The sequence below is a fragment of the Streptomyces sp. NPDC026659 genome, from assembly GCF_040638245.1.
GTDB lineage: Bacteria > Actinomycetota > Actinomycetes > Streptomycetales > Streptomycetaceae > Streptomyces.
Genome location: NZ_JBEZXY010000004.1, coordinates 202,220 through 222,170 on the forward strand (window position 1 = coordinate 202,220; position 19,951 = coordinate 222,170).

General features: G+C 71.7%; 14 protein-coding genes. 5 read left to right on the forward strand and 9 right to left on the reverse strand.

The genetic code is table 11. The features are described 5' to 3' along the window. Positions 1-6: 6 nt before the first annotated feature. Together AB0E91_RS13025 and iolC are read right to left on the reverse strand one after the other, a co-directional pair. Positions 7-924, reverse strand: a complete 918-nt coding sequence (locus tag AB0E91_RS13025; protein ID WP_361779562.1) for a deoxyribose-phosphate aldolase — start codon at positions 922-924, stop codon at positions 7-9. After that, complete coding sequence (gene iolC / locus AB0E91_RS13030) at positions 921-1,871, reverse strand: 5-dehydro-2-deoxygluconokinase (RefSeq protein WP_361779565.1); 951 nt, start codon at positions 1,869-1,871, stop codon at positions 921-923. Before iolC ends, AB0E91_RS13025 begins: the two co-directional genes overlap by 4 nt. Before the next feature lie 127 nt (positions 1,872-1,998). Between iolC and AB0E91_RS13035 the strand changes: the two genes are divergently transcribed. From AB0E91_RS13035 to AB0E91_RS13050, 4 genes are all read left to right on the forward strand, one after another. Continuing rightward, positions 1,999-2,913, forward strand: a complete 915-nt coding sequence (locus tag AB0E91_RS13035) for a sugar phosphate isomerase/epimerase (protein ID WP_361779568.1) — start codon at positions 1,999-2,001, stop codon at positions 2,911-2,913. Between the two features lie 351 nt (positions 2,914-3,264). Further along, positions 3,265-3,462 carry a MerR family transcriptional regulator gene (locus AB0E91_RS13040; RefSeq protein ID WP_018545008.1) on the forward strand — a complete coding sequence of 66 codons (198 nt, stop codon included), beginning with the start codon at positions 3,265-3,267 and terminating at the stop codon, positions 3,460-3,462. A 240-nt stretch (positions 3,463-3,702) separates the two neighbouring features. Then, positions 3,703-3,942: a heavy-metal-associated domain-containing protein gene (locus AB0E91_RS13045; RefSeq protein WP_018545007.1), complete on the forward strand. Its 240-nt coding sequence runs from the start codon at positions 3,703-3,705 to the stop codon at positions 3,940-3,942. Between the two features lie 124 nt (positions 3,943-4,066). Beyond that, entirely contained in the window at positions 4,067-6,319 is a 2,253-nt protein-coding gene (locus AB0E91_RS13050; protein WP_361779572.1) for a heavy metal translocating P-type ATPase, read from the forward strand. Positions 6,320-6,940: 621 nt separating this feature from the next. On the opposite strand, the gene AB0E91_RS13055 is transcribed toward AB0E91_RS13050, so the two are convergent. From AB0E91_RS13055 to AB0E91_RS13065, 3 genes are all read right to left on the reverse strand, one after another. Continuing rightward, positions 6,941-8,230 carry a citrate synthase gene (locus tag AB0E91_RS13055; protein ID WP_361779575.1) on the reverse strand — a complete coding sequence of 430 codons (1,290 nt, stop codon included), beginning with the start codon at positions 8,228-8,230 and terminating at the stop codon, positions 6,941-6,943. Positions 8,231-8,426: 196 nt separating this feature from the next. Next, positions 8,427-10,742, reverse strand: coding sequence for an ATP-dependent RecD-like DNA helicase (locus tag AB0E91_RS13060; RefSeq protein ID WP_361779578.1), 2,316 nt, complete (start codon positions 10,740-10,742; stop codon positions 8,427-8,429). Next, positions 10,657-13,194 carry a helix-turn-helix domain-containing protein gene (locus AB0E91_RS13065; RefSeq protein WP_361779581.1) on the reverse strand — a complete coding sequence of 846 codons (2,538 nt, stop codon included), beginning with the start codon at positions 13,192-13,194 and terminating at the stop codon, positions 10,657-10,659. Before AB0E91_RS13065 ends, AB0E91_RS13060 begins: the two co-directional genes overlap by 86 nt. 163 nt (positions 13,195-13,357) lie before the next feature. Between AB0E91_RS13065 and AB0E91_RS13070 the strand changes: the two genes are divergently transcribed. Then, entirely contained in the window at positions 13,358-14,872 is a 1,515-nt protein-coding gene (locus AB0E91_RS13070; protein ID WP_361779584.1) for a phosphatidylinositol-specific phospholipase C domain-containing protein, read from the forward strand. A gap of 26 nt (positions 14,873-14,898) precedes the next feature. Here AB0E91_RS13070 and AB0E91_RS13075 read toward each other — a convergent pair whose 3' ends face one another. The 4 genes from AB0E91_RS13075 to AB0E91_RS13090 all read right to left on the reverse strand — a co-directional run bounded on the left by AB0E91_RS13075 (position 14,899) and on the right by AB0E91_RS13090 (position 19,754). After that, on the reverse strand, positions 14,899-15,525 hold the full coding sequence (locus AB0E91_RS13075; RefSeq protein ID WP_361779587.1) for a hypothetical protein: 627 nt from the start codon (positions 15,523-15,525) through the stop codon (positions 14,899-14,901). A 112-nt stretch (positions 15,526-15,637) separates the two neighbouring features. Further along, a complete protein-coding gene (locus AB0E91_RS13080) occupies positions 15,638-17,485 on the reverse strand; it encodes a glycoside hydrolase family 3 protein (protein ID WP_361779590.1) in 1,848 nt (615 codons plus the stop codon). A gap of 347 nt (positions 17,486-17,832) precedes the next feature. After that, on the reverse strand, positions 17,833-19,254 hold the full coding sequence (locus AB0E91_RS13085; RefSeq protein ID WP_361779592.1) for a S28 family serine protease: 1,422 nt from the start codon (positions 19,252-19,254) through the stop codon (positions 17,833-17,835). A 110-nt stretch (positions 19,255-19,364) separates the two neighbouring features. Beyond that, positions 19,365-19,754, reverse strand: coding sequence for a hypothetical protein (locus AB0E91_RS13090; protein WP_361779595.1), 390 nt, complete (start codon positions 19,752-19,754; stop codon positions 19,365-19,367). Positions 19,755-19,951 lie beyond the last annotated feature (197 nt).

A 19,951-nucleotide genomic window follows, 5' to 3' on the forward strand; every position in this document is an offset into this window, starting at 1 on the left:
CGCCCCTCACAGCAGTCCGGCGGCGGTGTCCACGGCGGCGGCCACGTCGCCGTCCGCCGGGTACAGCAGCGAGCGGCCGACCACCAGGCCGCGCACGGTGGGGAGTTGGAGCGCGCCGCGCCACTTCTCGTACGCGGCGGCCTGTTCCTCGACCGATCCCCCGGTCTCGCCGCCGAGCAGCACGGCGGGCAGGGTGGTGGTGGCCATGACCTCGGCCATGTCGTCGGGGTTCTCGGTGACGGGCACCTTCAGCCAGGTGTAGGCGGACGTGCCGCCGAGCCCGGAGGCGATGGCGAGGGAGCGGGTGACGGCCTGTGCCGAGAGATCGTTGCGCAGCCGCCCGTCCGGGCCGCGTCCACTGAGGAACGGCTCGATGAACACGGGCAGTCGGCGCTCCGCCATCGCGTCCACGGCCCGGGCCGCGCTCTCCAGGGTGGCCAGCGAGCCCGGGTCGGTGTAGTCGATGCGCAGCAGCAGCTTGCCCGCGTCGAACCGCAGCCGCCGGATGTCCTCCGGGCGGTGCCCGGTGAAGCGGTCGTCCAGCTCGAAGTCGGCGCCCTGGAGTCCGCCCCGGTTCATGGAACCCAGCACGACCTTGCCTTCGAGAGCCCCGAGCAGCAGCAGGTCGTCCAGGATGTCGGCGGTGGCCAGCACCCCGTCCACCCCCGGCCGGGACAGCGCGAGACACAGCCGCTCCAGCAGATCGGCCCGGTTGGCCATGGCGAACTCCCGCCCACCGGCCCCGAGCGCACCCCGGGCGGGATGGTCGGCGGCCACGATCAGCAGCCGCTCACTGGCCCGGAGCAGGGGACGGCGGACCCGGCGGGCGGCCGCCTCGGCGACGGCCTCGGGGTGACGGGTGCGGAGGTGGACGAGGGTGGAGACGTCCACCCGGACACCGTCGGCGGTCCGGCCCGCGCTCACCGCACCGCTCCCGCCGCCAGCGCGGCCGACACCTCGTCAGGCGTGGGCATCGCCGACGAGCACTCCAGGCGCGAGGCCACGATGGCCCCGGCGGCGTTGGCGTGCCGCATCACCGTCTCCAGGTCCCACCCTGCCAGCAGCCCGTGGCACAGCGAGCCCCCGAACGCGTCCCCGGCGCCGAGTCCGTTGAGGACGGTCACCGGCAGCGGGGGCACCTCCGCGCTCTCCCCGTCCCGGCTCACCGCGAGCACCCCCTTGGGCCCCTGCTTCACCACGGCCAGCTCCACTCCGGCGGCCAGCAACGCGCGCGCGGCCGCGTGGGGTTCGCGGACGCCGGTGGCGATCTCGACCTCGTCCAGGTTGCCGACGGCCACCGTGGCGTGCCGCAGGGCCTCGGCGTAGTAGGGGCGGGCGGTGTCGGGGTCTCCCCAGAACATCGGGCGCCAGTCGAGGTCGAAGACGGTCACACCGGAGCGGGCGCGGTGGGCGAGGGCGTCGAGGGTGGCGCTGCGGCTCGGTTCCTCGCTCAGGCCCGTACCCGTGACCCAGAAGACACGCGCCGCGCGGATCGCGTCCAGGTCGAGTTCGTCCGGGCGGATCTCCAGGTCGGGGGCCTTGGGCAGCCGGTAGAAGTAGAGCGGGAAGTCGTCCGGCGGGAAGACCTCGCAGAAGGTGACCGGGGTGGGCAGTCCGGGGACCGGGGTGACCCAGCGGTCGTCCACGCCGAAGCCGCGCAGCGCCTCGTGGAGGTAGTCGCCGAAGGGGTCGGCGCCGGTACGGGTGATCACGGCGGTGCGGAGTCCGAGCCGGGCGGCGGCGACCGCGACGTTGGTGGCCGAGCCGCCGAGGAACTTGCCGAAGGACGACACCCGGGCCAGCGGAACGCCGGTCTGGAGCGGGTAGAGGTCCACCCCGATCCGCCCCATGGTGATCAGGTCGTACACCATCGACTCCCCTTCGCGCCGGGTCTCTTCCCGGTGTTCTAGTCCGGTCCGGTGAGCCCTGTCAATGTTTTGTCCGGACATTCGGACCAGGTATTGACACCCCTTCCGGCGGACGCCCACGCTGGCGCCCATGACGTCGCTGCCGACTTCCCCACTGTCCCGTATCCGCGTCGGATCGGCCCCCGACTCCTGGGGTGTGTGGTTCCCGGACGACCCCCGGCAGGTGCCCTGGCGACGCTTCCTCGACGAGGTCGCGGACGCCGGGTACGAGTGGATCGAGCTGGGCCCGTACGGCTATCTGCCGACCGACCCGGCCGTGCTCACCGAGGAGACCGCCCGGCGCGGCCTGAAGGTGTCCGCCGGCACGGTCTTCACCGGCCTGCACCGCGGCCCGGCGGTCTGGGAGAAGACCTGGGAGCACGTCTCGGCCATCGCGGACCTCACCCGGGCGATGGGCGCCCGCCATCTGGTCGTCATCCCCTCCTTCTGGCGCGACGACAAGACCGGCGAGGTGCTGGAGCCGTCCGAACTGACCGCGGAGCAGTGGCGGAACCTGACCTCGCTGACCGAGCGCCTGGGCCGCGAGGTGCGCGAGCGGTACGGCCTGACGATCGCCGTCCACCCGCACGCCGACACCCACATCGACACCGAGGAGAACGTCACCCGTTTCCTGGACGGCACCGACTCCGCCGAGGTCTCGCTCTGCCTGGACACCGGGCACTACGCCTACTGCGGCGGCGACAGCGTCAAGCTGATCGAGACCTACGGCGAGCGGATCGGCTACCTCCACCTCAAGCAGGTGGACCCGGAGATCCTGGCCGGGGTGCGCGCCGAGGGCACGCCGTTCGGCCCGGCGGTCGCGCGGGGCGTGATGTGCGAACCGCCCGCCGGGGTGCCCGCGCTCGGCCCGGTCCTGGAGGCGGCGGCGCGGCTGGAAACCGACCTGTTCGCGATCGTCGAGCAGGACATGTACCCGTGCGAGCCGGACCGCCCGCTGCCGATCGCCCGGCGGACCCGGGCGTTCCTGCGCTCGTGCGGGGCATGACGCACGCCGGAAACCCGCAGGGGGCATGACGTACGCCGGAACCCGCAGGGGGTATGACGTACGCGGAGGTTGACGCCCGGAGCGGTCCGGGACCCCCGGCCCCGTCCGCGTCAACGCGCCACGCCCGCCGCTCGTCATACTGATCGGCTGCGGTTCTGTCACGAATACGCCCCTCCTGTCACATACGTCGCGCTTACGCGGGTCCTCCGTCACACCCGTCCCACAAACCCCTCCCGATGGTCACTCTGTGTCGTTGAGTCGGCACAGGCTTGTGATCACCAGCGCTGCGCCCGGTCCCCCGACGGCCGCCCCCGGCCGTGCCCGCGGCGCGCGCGCAGGGAGGTGCGACTCATGACCGACCGAAGGCTCTGGTCCTACAAGGAGATCGCGGCGCACATCCGGGTGCAGCCGGACACCGTGCGGTCCTATCGCAAGCACGGCCTGCTGCCCCCGCCCGACCTCGTGGAGGGCGGCAAGCCCTACTGGTACGCCGACACGGTGCGCGCCTGGGTCGCCTCGCGCCCCGGCAACCGCGGCCGCAGAGACTGAGCCTCCGTCACCACCGCGTCCCACGAACGCCCGCACCCGCCCCTCGGAGGGCAGTGTGCGGGCGTTCCCCGTACTGCGACAAAGCGCGCGTATACATAGGGTGCGGGAGGATTCACCCATCATCGGGGAGCCCTTGGGGAATACCCCCTAGGGGTATAGTGTTGACAGAGGTGAGGCTCCCCCGAGGACCCCACCGGCCACACCGGCCCCGCCCCACGCACATCCGACGAGGAGAACGACATGAGCGCCCAGACCGACACCCCGGGCTCCGTCACCGCCGTCTACCAGGTGAGCGGCATGAGCTGCGGCCACTGCGAGGGCTCCGTCTCCGCCGAGATCTCCGAGATCCCCGGCGTCAGCTCGGTCAAGGCCGTCGCCTCGACCGGCGAGGTCACGGTCGTCTCCGCCGCCCCGCTCGACGAGGAGGCCGTCCGCGCCGCCGTCGACGAGGCCGGCTTCGAGCTGGCCGGCCGCGCCTGACGGCACCGGTCACGCTTCCGGCCCGCACCCGCGCGGGTCCGGCGAAACACCTTCCCCGACCGGGCCGTACCGACCAGCTCATACTGGATTCCGTACGGCCCGGTCCGATGTCTGGAGTCCGGACATGACCAGCACCACCGAAGAGACACGGCAGGCGGACGGCGCCACCTCGCAGGTCGAGCTGCTCGTCGGCGGCATGACCTGCGCGTCCTGCGCCGCCCGGGTGGAGAAGAAGCTCAACCGCATGGACGGCGTGAGCGCCACCGTCAACTACGCCACGGAGAAGGCCAAGGTCAGCTACGGCCCCGGCGTGCAGGTCGCCGACCTGATCGCCACCGTCGTGAAGACCGGCTACACCGCCGAGGAGCCCCCGCCCCCGGAGCCCGAGCCGGCGGAGGACACCGGGGAGGGCGCCGAGGAGCGCGACCCGGAGTCGGCCGCGCTCAGGCAGCGGCTGCTCGTCTCCGTCGTCCTCGCCGTCCCGGTGGTCCTGCTCGCCATGGTCCCGGCGCTCCAGTTCACCAACTGGCAGTGGCTCTCGCTGACCCTCGCGGCGCCCGTCGTCGTCTGGGGCGGGCTGCCCTTCCACCGGGCCGCCTGGACCAATCTGCGGCACGGCGCGGCCACCATGGACACCCTGGTCTCGGTGGGCACGCTGGCCGCGTTCGGCTGGTCGCTGTGGGCGCTGTTCTTCGGCGACGCGGGCATGGCCGGGATGCACGACTCCTTCCGCTTCACCGTCTCGCGCACCGAGGGAGCCTCCGCGATCTATCTGGAGGTCGCCTCCGGCGTCGTCGCGCTGATCCTGCTCGGCCGCTATCTGGAGGCCCGCTCCAAGCGCCGTGCCGGTGCCGCGCTGCGGGCGCTGATGGAGCTGGGCGCCAAGGACGTGGCCGTGCTGCGCGAGGGGCGCGAGGTGCGGGTGCCGGTGTCCTCGCTGGCCGTGGGCGACCGGTTCGTCGTACGGCCCGGCGAGAAGATCGCGACCGACGGCACCGTGACCGAGGGCGTCTCCGCCGTGGACGCCTCCATGCTGACCGGCGAGTCCGTGCCGGTGGACGTGGGCCCCGGCGACCGGGTCACCGGCGCCACCGTCAACGCCGGCGGCCGGCTGGTGGTCGAGGCGACCCGGGTCGGCGCGGACACCCAGCTCGCCCGGATGGCCCGCCTGGTGGAGGACGCGCAGAACGGCAAGGCCCAGGTGCAGCGGCTCGCCGACCGGATCTCCGCCGTGTTCGTACCCGTCGTCATCCTGATCGCGCTCGGCACCTTCGGCGTCTGGCTCGGCGTCACCGGGGACACGGCGGCCGCGTTCACCGCCGCCGTCGCGGTCCTGATCATCGCCTGCCCGTGCGCCCTCGGCCTCGCCACCCCGACCGCGCTGATGGTCGGCACCGGGCGGGGCGCCCAGCTCGGCATCCTCATCAAGGGCCCCGAGGTCCTGGAGTCCACCCGCCGCGTCGACACCGTCCTGCTGGACAAGACCGGCACCGTCACGACCGGCCACATGGCCCTCCAGGAGGTGTACGCGGCCCCCGGCGAGGACGAGAAGGAGGTGCTGCGCCTCGCGGGCGCCCTGGAGCACGCCTCCGAGCACCCCGTGGCCCGCGCGATCGCCGCCGGGGCCGAGGAGCGGGTCGGCACACTGCCGCCGGCCGAGCACTTCGAGAACGTCCCCGGACGGGGCGTACGCGGCCGCGTGGACGGCCACGAGGTGACCGCGGGGCGGTTCGGCGACGAGCTGTCCGAGGAGCTGGCAGCCGCCCGCGCCACGGCAGAGGAAGCGGGCCGTACGGCCGTCGTGGTCGGCTGGGACGGGCGGCCCCGCGCGGTGCTGGCCGTCGCGGACGCGGTCAAGGAGACCAGCGCCGGGGCGGTGCGCGAGCTGCGCTCCCTCGGCCTCACCCCGGTCCTGCTCACCGGCGACAACCGCACGGTCGCCGAGGCGGTCGCGCGCGAGGTCGGCATCGACGAGCTGATCGCGGAGGTCCTCCCCGAGGACAAGGTGGAGGCCGTACGACGGCTCCAGCGCGAGGGACGGACCGTTGCCATGGTCGGTGACGGCGTCAACGACGCGGCCGCCCTCGCCGCCGCCGACCTCGGACTCGCCATGGGCACCGGGACCGACGCGGCCATCGAGGCGGGCGATCTGACCCTGGTGCGCGGCGATCTGCGGGTGGCCGCGGATGCCATCCGGCTGTCCCGGAAGACCCTGGCCACCATCAAGGGCAACCTGGTGTGGGCCTTCGGCTACAACGTCGCCGCGCTGCCGCTGGCCGCCGCGGGGCTGCTGAACCCCATGATCGCCGGGGCCGCGATGGCCTTCTCGTCCGTGTTCGTCGTCACGAACAGTCTGCGGCTGCGCCGCTTTGCCTGAAATACCCCCCGGTTACCGGCGGTTCGGGCCGGGAGAAGTAAGAGTCCCCCTAGAGTCGGGCCCGCGCCTCACATAAGCTCTTCACAAGGCTCGCGCATCATCCTTACGCTTGGGCACCCGATCACCGTATCGGGGCCCTTGTGCACCTAAAGGACATATGCAAGAGACGCAGATCACAGTGATGCGAACGTAACCATCGAAGGGGTTCGAAGGTCTAAGTTGGCGGTGTCAGTCCAGCGTCTTGGGGGGCGCCGGCTGGCATCTGGGGTTGTCTTGGGGGACTGCCTCAGAGATGCGTTGCCGGGGCACGTACACCGGGAAGCTTTGAGCGGCCCTCCCAGCGTGCGCTGTCCCGGCAGACCGCAACCGTTTGTGCATCACTGGAGCGCGGTGGGTTCGCCCGTCGTGTTCAGGCAGCGAATTCAGGCGCTGCCTCTCCGAGCGCCCGGCCCGGATCCCGTGGGGGGAATCCGCACCGGGGCATGGGAAGGCGCCCTGGACGTCGGCCCGTGGGGGGACCGACGCGCCAGGGCGCCTTCTTCTTTTCTGCCTTTTTGAGGCTCGGTTCGCCTCCGGGGCGCCGTGCGGCACCCCGGAGTCCGAAGCCTTACGGCGCTGAGATCAGCGCTCCTCCACCGGGATGAAGTCGCGCTCGACCACGCCCGTGTAAATCTGGCGCGGGCGGCCGATGCGGGAGCCGGGCTCCTTGATCATCTCGGTCCACTGGGCGATCCAGCCCGGCAGCCGGCCGAGGGCGAACAGGACCGTGAACATCTCGGTCGGGAAGCCCATGGCCCGGTAGATCAGACCGGTGTAGAAGTCGACGTTCGGGTAGAGGTTGCGCGAGACGAAGTAGTCGTCGGAGAGCGCGTGCTCCTCCAGCTTCAGGGCGATGTCGAGCAGCTCGTCCGACTTGCCGAGAGCGGAGAGGACGTCGTGCGCGGCGGCCTTGATGATCTTGGCGCGCGGGTCGAAGCTCTTGTAGACCCGGTGGCCGAAGCCCATCAGACGGACGCCGTCCTCCTTGTTCTTCACCTTGCGGATGAAGGAGTCGACGTCGCCGCCGTTGGCCTGGATGCCCTCCAGCATCTCCAGCACCGACTGGTTGGCGCCACCGTGCAGCGGGCCCCACAGGGCGCTGATGCCGGCCGAGATCGAGGCGAACATGTTGGCCTGCGAGGAGCCGACCAGGCGGACCGTGGAGGTCGAGCAGTTCTGCTCGTGGTCGGCGTGCAGGATCAGCAGCTTGTCGAGCGCGGAGACCACGACCGGGTCCAGCTCGAACTCCTGGGCGGGGACCGAGAAGGTCATGCGCAGGAAGTTCTCGACGTAGCCGAGGTCGTTGCGCGGGTAGACGAACGGGTGACCGATCGACTTCTTGTACGCGTACGCCGCGATCGTCGGAAGCTTGGCGAGCAGACGGATCGTGGAGAGGTCGCGCTGCTGCTCGTCGAACGGGTTGTGGCTGTCCTGGTAGAAGGTGGACAGCGCCGAGACGACCGAGGACAGCATGGCCATCGGGTGCGCGTCGCGCGGGAAGCCCCGGTAGAAGTTCTTGACGTCCTCGTGCAGCAGCGTGTGCCGCGTGATGTCGCCCTTGAACGTCGTCAGCTCGTCGACGGTGGGCAGCTCGCCGTTGATGAGCAGGTACGCCACCTCGAGGAAGGTGGAGCGCTCGGCCAGCTGCTCGATCGGGTAGCCGCGGTAGCGGAGGATGCCCGCCTCGCCGTCGAGGTAGGTGACCGCGGATTTGTACGCGGCCGTGTTGCCGTAGCCGCTGTCCAGGGTGACCAGACCGGTCTGGGCGCGGAGCTTCCCGATGTCGAAGCCCTTGTCACCGACGGTGCTGTCGACCACCGGATAGGTGTACTCGCCGTCGCCGACCCGCAGTACTACAGAGTTGTCGCTCACGTCTTCCCTCACCGACTTAGTGCCTCATCTTCGAGGTGCCCTGACTGTCTCTACCATCCCCCATTTGGCTCAGGAGAGTGCACTCGGGGTCGCCACTTGGCCCGCTGGCGGCACTCAGTGCCGTCAACCTGCACATCCTGCCGCCTCGCCGGACCTTCCGGAAGTGCTCTGTGACCTTCGTGACTCATTTGATCGATCATTTTTCCGGGACGGGTTCGCGAGCCGGTTCGCGGGCGGGTTCAGGGGCGGGTTCGCGGGCGGCTCGTGGGGCCAGCCGGAAGTCCAGCGCGGTGCACCGCCGTCCCGCCGAGACGGTGCGCACGGCCTGCCCGATCGCCTTGCGCGAGCCGACCAGGACGACCAGCCGCTTGGCCCGGGTGACGGCCGTGTAGAGCAGGTTGCGCTGGAGCATGGTCCAGGCGCTGGTGGTGACCGGGATCACCACCGCCGGGTATTCACTGCCCTGCGAACGGTGGATGGTCACGGCGTAGGCGTGGGCCAGTTCGTCGAGTTCGTCGAAGTCGTACGGCACCTCCTCGTCCTCGTCGGTGCGCACCGTCAGCCGCTGCTCGACCGGATCGAGGGAGGTGACCACGCCGACGGTGCCGTTGAAGACGCCGTTCTCGCCCTTGTCGTAATTGTTGCGAATCTGGGTGACCTTGTCCCCGACGCGGAAGACCCGGCCGCCGAACCGCTTCTCCGGCAGCTCGGGGCGGGCGGGCGTGATCGCCTGCTGGAGCAGGCCGTTGAGCGCGCCCGCGCCCGCCGGGCCCCGGTGCATCGGCGCGAGCACCTGCACGTCGCGACGCGGGTCGAGCCCGAAGCGGGCCGGGATGCGGCGCGCTGCCACGTCCACGGTGAGCCGCCCTGCCTCCTCGGTGTCGTCCTCCACGAAGAGGAAGAAGTCCTTCATGCCGTCGGTGAGCGGATGCTGCCCGGCGTTGATCCGGTGCGCGTTGGTGACCACGCCGGACTGCTGGGCCTGGCGGAAGACCCGGGTGAGCCGTACGGCGGGCACCGGGCCGCCCTCGGCGAGCAGATCGCGCAGCACCTCTCCGGCGCCGACGCTGGGCAGCTGGTCCACGTCTCCGACGAAGAGGAGGTGGGCACCCGGGGGTACGGCCTTGACCAGTTTGTTGGCGAGGAGGAGGTCCAGCATGGACGCCTCGTCGACCACCACGAGGTCGGCGTCCAGCGGGCGTTCGCGGTCGTAGGCGGCATCGCCTCCGGGCCTCAGCTCCAGCAGCCGGTGCACGGTGGACGCCTCGGCGCCGGTCAGCTCCGCGAGCCGCTTGGCGGCGCGTCCGGTGGGGGCGGCGAGCAGTACCTTGGCGCGTTTGGCGCGGGCCAGCTCCACGATCGAGCGCACGGTGAAGGACTTGCCGCAGCCGGGGCCGCCGGTCAGCACGGCGACCTTCTCGGTGAGCGCGAGCCGTACCGCGGCCTCCTGCTCGGGCGCGAGTTCGGCGCCGGTACGGCCCTTCAGCCAGCCGAGCGCCTTGTCCCAGGCCACGTCACGGAAGGCGGGCATCCGGTCCTCGCTGGTGCGCAGGAGGCGCAACACCTGGGCGGCGAGGGAGAGTTCGGCGCGGTGGAAGGGGACGAGATAGACGGCGGTGACCTCCTCGCCACCGTCGGGCCCGGGGACCTTCTCCCGTACGACACCGGGCTCCTCACCTTGCTCCGACGGCTCGGCGAGTTCGGCCAGGCACTCGATGACCAGGCCGGTGTCGACCTGGAGGAGCTTGACCGCGTCGGCGATGAGGCGTTCCTCGGGGAGGTAGCAGTGGCCCTGGTCGGTGGACTGCGAAAGGGCGTACTGGAGGCCTGCCTTGACGCGTTCGGGGCTGTCGTGCGGGATGCCGACGGACTGGGCGATCTTGTCGGCGGTGAGGAAGCCGATGCCCCAGACGTCGGCGGCGAGGCGGTAGGGCTGGTTCTTCACGACCGAAATCGAGGCGTCGCCGTACTTCTTGTAGATCCGCACGGCGATGGAGGTCGACACCTCGACGGTCTGGAGGAAGAGCATGACCTCCTTGATCGCCTTCTGTTCCTCCCAGGCGTCGGCGATGCGCTTCGTCCGCTTGGGTCCAAGCCCGGGGACCTCGATCAGCCGCTTGGGCTCCTCCTCGATGATCGTGAGCGTGTCGAGCCCGAAGTGCTGGGTGATGCGGTCCGCGAAGACCGGGCCGATGCCCTTGACGAGCCCGGAGCCGAGGTAGCGCCGGATGCCCTGGACGGTGGCGGGCAGCACGGTCGTGTAGTTCTCGACCTGGAACTGCTTGCCGTACTGCGGGTGGGAGCCCCAACGCCCCTCCATCCGCAGCGACTCCCCCACCTGTGCGCCGAGCAGCGCGCCCACGACGGTGAGCAGATCGGCGCCGCCCCGGCCGGTGTCGACGCGGGCGACCGTGTAGCCCGTCTCGTCATGGGCGTAGGTGATGCGTTCCAGCACCCCTTCGAGCGTGGCGAGCCGTCGTTCGCCGGTCTGCGTCGCCGCCTGCTGTGCCATGGTCCGACGGTACCGGTGGGGTGCGACAGTCACCGGTGAGTCCGTCGAGTGCGCGGAGCTCGGCGGCGGCCTCCGACTGGCGCGGATTGTTCATCCCGCGCAGCCCGTCGTGAGCGGCCGTCAGCGTCTCGCGGGCCTCGGCGTGACGGCCGAGACGGCGCAGGACGATCCCGAGGTCGAGCCGGGCGGGTTCGCTCCAGGACGGCATGTGCGCCGCCTCGAAGGCGGCCACGGCGTGGCGCAGCGGGGCTTCGGCATCGGTCCAGTGGTGCAGGGCGGCCAGGTCGTTGCCGATGTGCTGGCTGCTGGAGGCGAGGTACAGGCCGACCACCTCGGGGCGCTGACCGGGTACTCCGGCCCGGCAGATGGCCTCGCTGCGCCGGTGCACGGTCAGGGCCTGGTCGGCGTGGCCGCTCTCGCGCAGCTGCCGGCCCAGGGTGTTGAGGGTGGTGAGTTCGGCGAGGCGGCTCTGCGGAGAGGTCTGGCCGGCGAGGAGCTCGGCCGCCGTACGGAGCCGGGTGATGGATTCCCCGACGCGTCCGAGCCGCTGGAGTGCCCCGGCGCCATAGCTCAGTGCCCAGGCGACCTGGAGCTGGTCCTCGGCCTCCTGTGCCGCTTCCTGGGCGGCCTGTGCGGTGGCCAGTGCGGCGGTGTGGTCGTAGAGGCAGGTGTTGTAGGCCCAGGCGAGGTAGTTGAGGTGGACGGCCTCGTCGCGTCTGCTGCGCAGGGCGCGGGCGGAGTCGACGGCCCGCTGGAACACCTCCACCCACAGTTCCCAGTGCCCGCAGCGGTCGGAGAACCAGTGCATGGCCTCGGCGGCGTCGACGACCCGCTGGTGGTGTCCGGCCGCCTGGGTGCGGCCCAGGGCGGCGAGCCACTGGGCGCGTTCGGCCTCCAGCCAGGTCCGGGCCTGTTCGCGTCCGGCGGGCGCGGTGGCCGGGTCGGGGTCGCCGCCGCCGTCGGCCGGGCCGCGGTCGTGGTCGTGGTCGGCGTCGAAGAGCAGCGCGGCGGCGGTGGCCCGGCGCAGCGTCCATCGGTCGGCCCGGTCCTGGGCGGCGGAGAGCTGCGCGGGCTCGTCGTCCTCGGCCAGCTGTTCGCCCGCGAACAGGCGGAGGAGGTCGTGGAAGCGATAGCGGTCGGCGGTGGGGTGGGGCTGGAGCAGTCCGGCATCGGCGAGGCGCTCCGCGCACCGGGCGGCCTGACGGACCGGCAGGTCCGCCAGGAGCGCCGCGGTCTCGGGACTGAGGTCCGGCCCGTCCGCGAGCGCGGCGCGGCGGAAGACGGTCCGGTCGGCCGGGTCCAGCCGCTGGTAGGACAGGGCGAAGGCGGCCCTCACCTGCAAGGACCCCGCTTGCAGGGCGTCCAGGCGGTCCTCCTCCTCGGTGAGCCGCGTGACGAGCTTGGCGATCCGTTCGCCGGGCCGGGCGGCGAGGCGTTGCGCGGCGATGCGGAGGGCCAGCGGCAGGTGCCCGCACAGCTCCCCCAGATCGCGGGCGGCCTGGCTCTCCCGCTCGACCCGTTCCGGACCGATGATGCGGGTGAGCAGCTCGACCGCCTCCTCGCGGCGCAGCAGCCCGAGTTCGGTGCGGTGGACCGCTTCGAGTCCGGCCAGGGTGTGCCTGCTGGTGACGAGGGTGAGCGAGGCGCCGGTGCCGGGGAGCAGGGGGCGGACCTGGTCCTCGTCCGCGGCGTTGTCCAGCAGGAGCAGGACGCGCCGGTCGTGGAGGACGGAGCGCAGCAGACCGGAACGGTCGTCGGTGCCGGTGGGCACGGCGCTGTCGGCCACGCCGAGGGCGCGCAGCAGCCGGGCGAGCGCGTCGCGCGGCCGGGTGGGCCGCGGGTCCATGCCGCGCAGGTCGACGGCGAACCGGCCGTCCGGGAAACGCGCCGCGAGGGTGTGGGCGGTGTGTACGGCCAACGCGGTCTTGCCCAGGCCCGGTTGACCGCAGATCAGGGCGACCGGCGGGCGGGCCGGGTCCGGTTCCCCGGCCAGGGCCAGCAGCCGGGCCAGGACGGGGCCGCGGGCGGTGAAGTCGTGGAGGTCGCGGGGCAGGGCGAGCGTGTGGTGCGGGGTGTGCCCTTCGGCGGCCTCCGCCTCCGGTCCCGCCCCCGGTCCCGCCTTCGGTCCCGCCTTCGGTCCCGCCTTCGTCCCGGCGCCGGGTCCGTCAGCCTCTCCGGTGCTGCCGGTGCGTCTCGTGGACGGGCGGGAGCGCCCCAGGCTCGCGGCGTGCTCCAGCTCCCGGGCGCCGTCGGGGTCCAGGCGCAGGGCGGTGGCCAGGGCCCGCACGGTACGGCGCTGCGGCCCCCTGGACCGTCCGCGCTCCATGTTCGACAGCGCCCGCACGCTCACCCCCGCGGCCTCCGCCAGCTCCTCCTGACTCAGCCCCGCCCTCGTGCGCAGACCGCGTAAGCGCACGGCGAAGTCACCGGTGGCGGGTGTACCGCTGTCCATGCCGAACGTGTCCCCTCTGGCAGACGCGGTCCCGTCACGACGCGACCACGCACCTCACCGGCAGAAGTATGTGCGACCTCATTTTTGCCGGTGGGAGTTCGTGGTCCCGCCATGTTCCGTCGGGTTGGCTGAAGACGACCCAGCGAACTCGGACAGGAGTCCCATGTCCCAAATCACCTCACCGCGCCGCCGGTTGCGCTTCCTGGCGCGCCTGACGACGGCCTGTCTCGCGCTGAGCGCGGCCCTGCTCACGCCCGTCACCACCGCCGGGGCGGCCGGGGTGGACAAGGACGACGCCTACCGGAACCTCGGGGCGGCGACCCGGTCCGACTGGATGAAGGACGTCGCGAGCGACACCTGGCTGGCGGCGATGTCCCTGCCCGGCACCCATGACACGCTCGCCCTCCACGGCGGCGCCATCGCGCAGACGCAGGAGGACTTCGGCGACAGCGCGGACACCCTGACGGCTCAACTCCAGCGGGGCATCCGCGCCATCGACATCCGGGTCCGCGTCACCGACAGCAAGTACTTCGCGATCCACCACGGACCGATCTACCAGCAGGCCAACTTCGACGACGTCCTGAGCAAGACGCAGGCCTTCCTCAAGCAGCACCCGAGCGAAACCGTCGTCATGCGTCTGCGGGCCGAGTGCGTCTACTCGGACACGTCACCCGGCATCGGCGACTGCGTGAACGACGGGCTGAACATCACTCCACAGCGGGTCGAATCAATCTTCGCCGATTACGTGGCGAACTATCCCGGCCTCTTCTACACCCCTTCGACGAACCGGCCCACGAGCGCGATGATTCCCACCCTCGGGCAGGTCCGCGGCAAGTTGGTGCTGGGCAGCTTCGACAACATCGGCAACGACAGTGGCAAGTTCGGCATCCAGACCTTCAACAGCCACAAGGAGGACAACTGGGCCCCGTCCGGCCTTCCGGAGAAGTGGAACGACGTCAAGGCGAACATCGATCAGGCGGTCGGCGACACCAAGGGTGACCTGTACGTGACGTACACCTCCGCGTCCAACGGCCTCGTCCGGCTTCCGTCCGATTACGCCGCCTACATCAACTACCTGTTGATGCAGTACCTCAACAGCGGCGGCGGAAACGGCCACCTCGGCATCGTCATGATGGACTTCCCCGGCTGGGCCCTGGTGGACGACATCATCTCCCGCAACGCCAACTACGTGGTCAAGGGCGGGGACCGGGCGATCTGGGTGGTCAACTCCGACAAGACGTACGTCAACACCCTGTACAACCGGTGCATGGTGCGGGGACCGGAGTTCGACAGCTCCAAGACCGGCGGTCTGGTCACCCAGCACGCGTGCCAGTCGTCGCCGCCCAGCAGCCACCAGTGGGGAGCGGAACTGCCGACGACCTTCGACGGCAAGGGCTACTACTGGATCAAGGCCGCCAACGGCAAGTGCCTGACCGTCCCCTACAACAACGGCACTCCGCCGTCGGCCGGGACCCAGCTGTTCTGGTGGGGCTGCGAGTCCCGCTGGTTCTCGGAGAACCAGATGTGGAACATCATCCCGACCAAGGTCGGAACCGCCAACGGATACAGGCCGGCCTACATGTTCATCAACTACTGGACCCACCAGTGCCTTTCGATGGACCCGGCCACCGCCGCCGCCTCGGGCGGCAAGGTGACCCAGGACGCCTGCCCGCAGTGACGCGAGTACACGCGCGCGGCGGCACCTCACAGCCGCCGCGCGCACCCCACCGGATTCGGCCCGCCCACCTCGACGTACAGGGCGGTGGACGGGGGGCACGCGCGGCGGGCCGGGACCGTGTCCGTGACCTGGTAGCGCGGCTTGTGCGGGCCCGAGCCGTCGCAGGCGGTCTCGCGGACCTGGCCGCCGCCGGTGTCGTACACGCAGTCGCCCGCGATGGTGCGCGGGCCGCCGCCGTTGCCGGGGTCGCCGGGGTGCGGGGGCTGCAGATCGCGCATGCAGGCGTAGCCCTGCGGGACGGCGGGGGCCGTGGTGCGGCCGGTGGCGGGGGTGCCGCCGCCGATGTGCAGGACGAAGTCGGTGGCCGGGGGGCAGGGCGGGCCGTCGGTGACCGGGCCGTCGTGGCGGGCGACGACCCGGGCGGCGGCCCGCTCCCCCGAGCAGGGCACCTCGGTGAAGCTGGTCGGGCCGAAGGAGCTGCACTCGCCCATGGCCAGGAATCCGGCGTCGTGCGCCGGCGGGGCCGAGGAGGGACGGACCCCTGCCGAGGGGGCCACGCTCTGACAGCCCGTCACGAGCAGCAGCCCCGCCAGTGTCGGCAGTAACGCGGACGACAGCCGTGCCGCCGTGCCCACGGCACCGTTCCCGCGCATCGCACTCCCCCCGAAGACCCCGCCCAGCGTGACGCCCCGCACGGGCGCCGCGCCAGTCGACAGGGGTGCTTTCCGCCCTTCGGGGGTGTCCTGCCCGGTGCGTGACGTATGTCTAGTACGTCAGCCCGTGGCCGAGCGGGTACAGCACCTGCGCCGGGTCGTCCGCCCGCTGCACCGGCACCGGCAGCTTGCCGCGCGGGGCGACCCTGCCCGCGACGACCCGGGCGGCGGCGCGCACCTCCACGTCGGTCCAGCCGTACGACGTCAGATACGCCTTGACGGCGGGCAGCCGGGCCACGTCGTAGGGGTTGCGGACGGCCACGGCGACCACGGGGCGGCCGGTGGCGAGCAGCTTCTCGACCAGGGCGCGCTGGGGGTCGGTGGCGGTGAGGTTGTACGTCAGCACGACCACCGCGTCCGCCTGCCCGGCCGCCGTCACCGCGTTGCCGATGGTCGCGGTGGAGGGTGCGGTGCCGGTGGACAGGACCGTGGTGGTGAAGCCGAGTTCCCTCAGGGCGGCGCCCATGACGCCGGTGGGCGGTCCGGTGGTGCCGGACGGGGAGGCCGGGTCGGCGCCGACCACCAGGACACGGGGTGTGCGGCGGCGGTCGAGCGGGAGCGTCCGGCCCTCGTTGACCAGCAGGGTGGTGGTGCGCTCGGCGATGCGGTCGGCCGTGGCCAGATGGGATCTGGTGCCCACGGCCGAGGACACCCGGGCGTGGGTGGTGTACGCGTGGCCGAACAGGCCGAGGCGGGCCTTCATCCGCAGGATGCGCAGAACCGATTCGTCGAGGCGGGCCTCGGTCAGCTCGCCGCCGCGCACCGCGTCCCGTACGGCCGTCCATGCCACGTCGATCGAGGGCGGGTTGAGCAGCTGGTCCACGCCCGCCTTGAGGGCGAGCACCGGCACCCGGTCGTCGCCGTACTTGGTGCGCACGCCCTCCATGCCGAGGGAGTCGGTGATGACCACACCGTCGTAGCCCAGGTCGCCACGCAGGATGCCGGTGACGATCGGGTGGGAGAGGGTGGCCGGGTCGCCCGAGGGGTCGAGCGCGGGGAACTGGATGTGCGCGGTCATGATCGAGTCGATGCGCGCGGAGATCGCGGACCGGAAGGGCACCGCGTCCAGCTCCTCCCACTGGTCCCGGGTGTGGGTGATGACCGGGAAGCCGGTGTGGCTATCGGTCGCGGTGTCGCCGTGGCCGGGGAAGTGCTTGGCGGTCGCCGCGACCCGGGCCGACTGATAGCCCTTCACCTCGGCGGCGACCATGCGCCCCACGAGGGCCGGGTCGGCGCCGAAGGAGCGCACTCCGATGACGGGGTTGGCCGGGTTGACGTTCACGTCCGCGTCGGGCGAGTAGTCCTGGTTGATGCCCATCGCGCGCAGCTCGGTCCCGGAGATCCGGCCGAGGGCGAGGGCGTCGTACGAGGAGCGCCCGGCGGCGACGGCCATGGCGCCCGGGAACAGCGTGGCGGGCTTGCCCACCCGGCACACCGCGCCGTGCTCCTGGTCGGTGGCGATGAGCATGGGCAGCCCGCGCTCGAGGCCGAGGGACGCCTTCTGGATGCCGTTGGACAGGTCCGCGATCTGCCGCGGGTCGCGGGTGTTGTGCGCCCAGGTGAAGTAGATGATGCCGCCGACGCGGTACTTCGCGATCAGCTCGGCGGCGGTCGCGACGCCCAGCTCCTGGCGGTTGGCGTCGATGTCGGCCTGGTCGGGGGCGGTGGCGGAGTGGCCGTAGACCCGCATCACGAAGAGCTGGCCGACCTTCTCCTCCAGCGTCATGGCGGCGATCAGCGCGCGCAGCGCCCGGTCGTCCGGCGTGGCGGTGGCGTGGGCCGCCGGGGCGGGCGCGGCGAGTGCCGCGGTGAGCCCGGCGGTGGCGGCGAGGACGGCGCGTCTGGACGGCCGTGCGGTGTTTCCCGTGTTTCCCGTGCTTGCCGTGCGGGTGTCGGGCACGTGCGCCCCTTCCGGAGGTGAGTCACTGAAGGAAACTTCCGAGGAATCACCAATATCCGGGAAGTTTCTTTCCGTCAAGGGAACGCACAGGGCGGGTCGCCGGAGCGAACGGGACCGGCTCACCGGGCCGGGAAAAGGGGCCGCCACCGGCGCATGGGAGGGGGGCGCGCCGGTGGCGGTGACGCCGGTCGCGGTGCGGCTTGGGAGGGTGATGTCGGTTCCTGGTCTGCGGACCCGGCCGACACCGCACCACGGACTCGTCCGGCGTTCGGGGCTTGGACGGGCGAGGGCGCCGACCGGTTCCCGTCCGGTCGGCGCCCTCGCGTGGTTCTGCTTCCGTCCGCGCCTTACGGCCGCAGCGCGGGCTCGCGCTCCACGTCGCGTACGTCGAGCCGCGCGTCGAAGCGGGCCAGCGGCTTCGCCGCCGCCGGGTCGGACCGGACGGCCTGCGGGGCGACCCCGGCCCAGTCGAGGATGCGGGCGGTGGCCAGGGTGCGCTGGTCGGCGACCAGACCGGCCACGTTGGCGCCGTGGTTCATGCCGGGCGCGGTGAACACGTAGGAGTCACGGGCGCCCGCGCCGGGGCGGAAGCGCTCGGCGCCCCACGGGTCGTTCTGGCCGTAGACGAACAGCATGTGCCGGGCGTGGTGGCGGACCCAGGTGTCGACGTCCCGCATGGCGCCGGGCTGGAAGCGCATCGGGATCGAGCGCGGCACGAAGTTGCGCGGGGGCTGGTAGCCGTAGCGGATCAGACCGCGCTCGATGTGCGGGAAGTGGATGGTGGGCGAGCCGAGTTGGGTGCCCGCCTGGTAGTAGTACGGGGTGTACTGCTCCAGGCCCTGGTCGGTGTAGGCGGAGAAGCCGGAGACGGTGTCCACCGAGTCCCAGATGGCGTCGTCGCTCGCGTGCGCGGCGTCGGCCGGGATGCTGTCGCAGTCGGGGCCGCCGTACTGCCAGAAGCCCCAGACGTAGTCGAGGACGACGGCCTCGTACGCCTTGTCCAGGGTGCCGACGGTGTCGAAGGTGTAGCCGCCGTCGGCGGCGAACTTCGCGTACCGCTTCTCCAGCGGCTCGCGGCGCACCAGGGCCTCGCGCTGGACGGCGTTCAGCCGGTCGCGGCACTCCTTGGTGCCGACGGTGGTGAAGAAGCGGTCGTAGGCCGAATCCTCGTTGTTCACCACGTCGTTGGGGGCGACGTAGGCGACCACGCCGTCCATGTCGCGCGGGTAGAAGCGCTCGTAGTAGGTGGCGGTCATACCGCCCTTGGAGCCGCCGGTGGCCAGCCAGTTGGCGGAGTAGACGCTCTTCAGGGCCTGGTAGACGCGGTGTTGGTCGCTCGCGGCCTGCCAGATGTCGAGCTTGGACCAGTCGGCCGGGGCCGGGCGGGACGGCGTGAAGTAGCGGTATTCCAGGGAGACTTGGTTGCCGTCCACGATCTGGGTGGGCTCGCGGCGCGACGGGTTGGTGGAGACGTTGTAGCCGCTGGTGTAGAAGACGGTCGGGCGGCTGGTGTCCTTGTGCAGCACGGTGATCCGCTGCTGGAAGGTGCCGCGGTCCGGGTGCCGGTGGTCCACGGGCTGGGTGAAGTTCAGGACGAAGAAGCGGTAGCCCGTGTAGGGCTTCTCCTCGATCAGGCTCATGCCGGGTATGGCGAGGAGCCGGTCCTTGATGTCGGCGGGTGCGGCGGTGGCCGCCCCCGCGCTGCCTGCCGCGCCCAGGGTGCCGAGCAGCACCGTGAACGCCAGCAGCCATCTGAGGGCCTTGCGCATTCGACTCTCCCCTGTGAGACACATGTGCGCCGGAAGTTATCCGAGCAACTGCCGTGACACCAGAGGGTGTTGGGGTATCGGACGATCAATGCGGGTCTGCCGCAGGGCAATCAGCAGAGAATCCAGCCCGAGCTGACCGAGCGGCGCCCCACCGAGCCGCGCACCCAGACACAGCGGTGTCCGGCGTGCACGATGACCGGGCCCGCGTGATGGCGGTAGCGGCCCCGGTCGGTCACCGGCCGGTTGCCGCGCGCCTGCACGCTGACCGACATCACGCCCGGCCGGGCGGCGGCCTCGGCGACGGTGACCGCGCAGACATAGCCCCCGTACTTGTAGAGCCGGACGGCGCCGGTGCCGAACGGCAGGACGCGCACCTGGCGTCCGGGGCAGTCCTGGCGCGGGGCGGCCCCGGCGCCGGGTGCGGCGAGGACGAGCACTCCGAGAACCGTCAGCACGGCCGCACCGACCGCCACCAGCCGGCGTATCGCGTCACCGCCCACTCCCGTGCCTCCCCCGCGCCCTTGGGCATACGCCGTCGATGTACGTACTGGTGTACGGACGCGTGGGATGTGCCGGACGGTTGCACGACCGTCAGCGAAACGCGCGGGGCGCGGGCGCCCCGGCGCGCGCTCCCTCCCCGCGCGCCTTCGCCCGCCTTCCGTCCGCCTCCGCCCGCCTTCCTCCCGCCGGGCGCCGG

What these genes read in the sequence shown, in the direction of transcription:
- iolC (WP_361779565.1), bottom strand. Translation starts at nt 1,871, where the DNA reads ATGGTGTACGACCTGATCACCATGGGGCGGATCGGGGTGGACCTCTAC.
- AB0E91_RS13035 (WP_361779568.1), top strand. Translation starts at nt 1,999, where the DNA reads ATGACGTCGCTGCCGACTTCCCCACTGTCCCGTATCCGCGTCGGATCG.
- AB0E91_RS13040 (WP_018545008.1), top strand. Translation starts at nt 3,265, where the DNA reads ATGACCGACCGAAGGCTCTGGTCCTACAAGGAGATCGCGGCGCACATC.
- AB0E91_RS13045 (WP_018545007.1), top strand. Translation starts at nt 3,703, where the DNA reads ATGAGCGCCCAGACCGACACCCCGGGCTCCGTCACCGCCGTCTACCAG.
- AB0E91_RS13050 (WP_361779572.1), top strand. Translation starts at nt 4,067, where the DNA reads ATGACCAGCACCACCGAAGAGACACGGCAGGCGGACGGCGCCACCTCG.
- AB0E91_RS13060 (WP_361779578.1), bottom strand. Translation starts at nt 10,742, where the DNA reads ATGGCACAGCAGGCGGCGACGCAGACCGGCGAACGACGGCTCGCCACG.
- AB0E91_RS13065 (WP_361779581.1), bottom strand. Translation starts at nt 13,194, where the DNA reads ATGGACAGCGGTACACCCGCCACCGGTGACTTCGCCGTGCGCTTACGC.
- AB0E91_RS13070 (WP_361779584.1), top strand. Translation starts at nt 13,358, where the DNA reads ATGTCCCAAATCACCTCACCGCGCCGCCGGTTGCGCTTCCTGGCGCGC.
- AB0E91_RS13075 (WP_361779587.1), bottom strand. Translation starts at nt 15,525, where the DNA reads ATGCGCGGGAACGGTGCCGTGGGCACGGCGGCACGGCTGTCGTCCGCG.
- AB0E91_RS13085 (WP_361779592.1), bottom strand. Translation starts at nt 19,254, where the DNA reads ATGCGCAAGGCCCTCAGATGGCTGCTGGCGTTCACGGTGCTGCTCGGC.